Here is a 786-nt window from a genome sequence, read left to right on the forward strand (position 1 = left end):
GATGAACACCATGGGCCAGGCACTCAAGATAGCCGAGCAGAATGGACCTCTCATCTTGTCCTACATGGACCGGAATGGGAAGATTGCGATTGGGCAGGTCGCGGACGGTTTTGGCATGTCCAAAGGCCAGTTGGCCCAGACTGCAGGTCTTGCACGCGAGACGCTTTATCGGTCAGAGCGTAGCGCCACGGTAAAGACCCAGGGGCGTCTGCGAGAAATGCTCGAGATCATCAGCCGAGTGACGGAATGGGCGGGTGGCAAGGAGCAGGCGATGGCCTGGTATCGGGCTCAGCCGCTTCCGGCATTTGGGGGACGCACCGCTGAGGCGCTGGTGAAGGACGGCAAGGCAGCAGCGGTCCGTGATTATCTCGATCACATGGCCGTTGGCGGGTTTGCGTGAGGTTCGTCGGAACCTGCTACCGCGCACATGATCCACGTTGGGCATTCAAGCCGACTTCCGGCGAAGGAGCGGCGATCCGAGGGGCTCGATTCAATCCCAAAGGCGTGCCGGCGCTCTATCTGGCGCTGACCATCATGACAGCGATCAAGGAAGCCAACCAGGGCTTCGCACAGCGGATCGATCCCTGCGTGCTTTGCTCCTATGAGATCGATTGTGACGACATCGCGGATCTGACAATGGAAGAGCGGAGAGGAGAGTTTTCTGTGACGCTCGAAGAGATGGCCTGTGCCTGGGCGACGGCTCTCAGCAACGGAGAACGTCCAGCGTCCTGGTCCATCTATGAGCGGTTGCAACCCCGAAATGTTGCCGGCATCGTGGTTCCGAGC

2 protein-coding genes are annotated in these 786 nt (G+C 59.8%); both read left to right on the plus strand.

Going from position 1 to position 786, the window contains the following annotated elements; translation table 11 throughout:
* The first annotated feature begins 10 nt into the window (after positions 1-10).
* Positions 11-400, plus strand: coding sequence for an MbcA/ParS/Xre antitoxin family protein (locus EOA22_RS35775; RefSeq protein WP_013525331.1), 390 nt, complete (start codon positions 11-13; stop codon positions 398-400).
* Positions 397-786 (plus strand): RES domain-containing protein (locus EOA22_RS35780; protein ID WP_127390719.1); only part of this gene is annotated, 390 nt, incomplete at its 3' end. The genes EOA22_RS35775 and EOA22_RS35780, both read left to right, overlap by 4 nt.

The organism is Mesorhizobium sp. M7A.F.Ca.US.014.04.1.1 (assembly GCF_003998745.1).
In the GTDB taxonomy this organism is placed as follows: domain Bacteria; phylum Pseudomonadota; class Alphaproteobacteria; order Rhizobiales; family Rhizobiaceae; genus Mesorhizobium; species Mesorhizobium ciceri.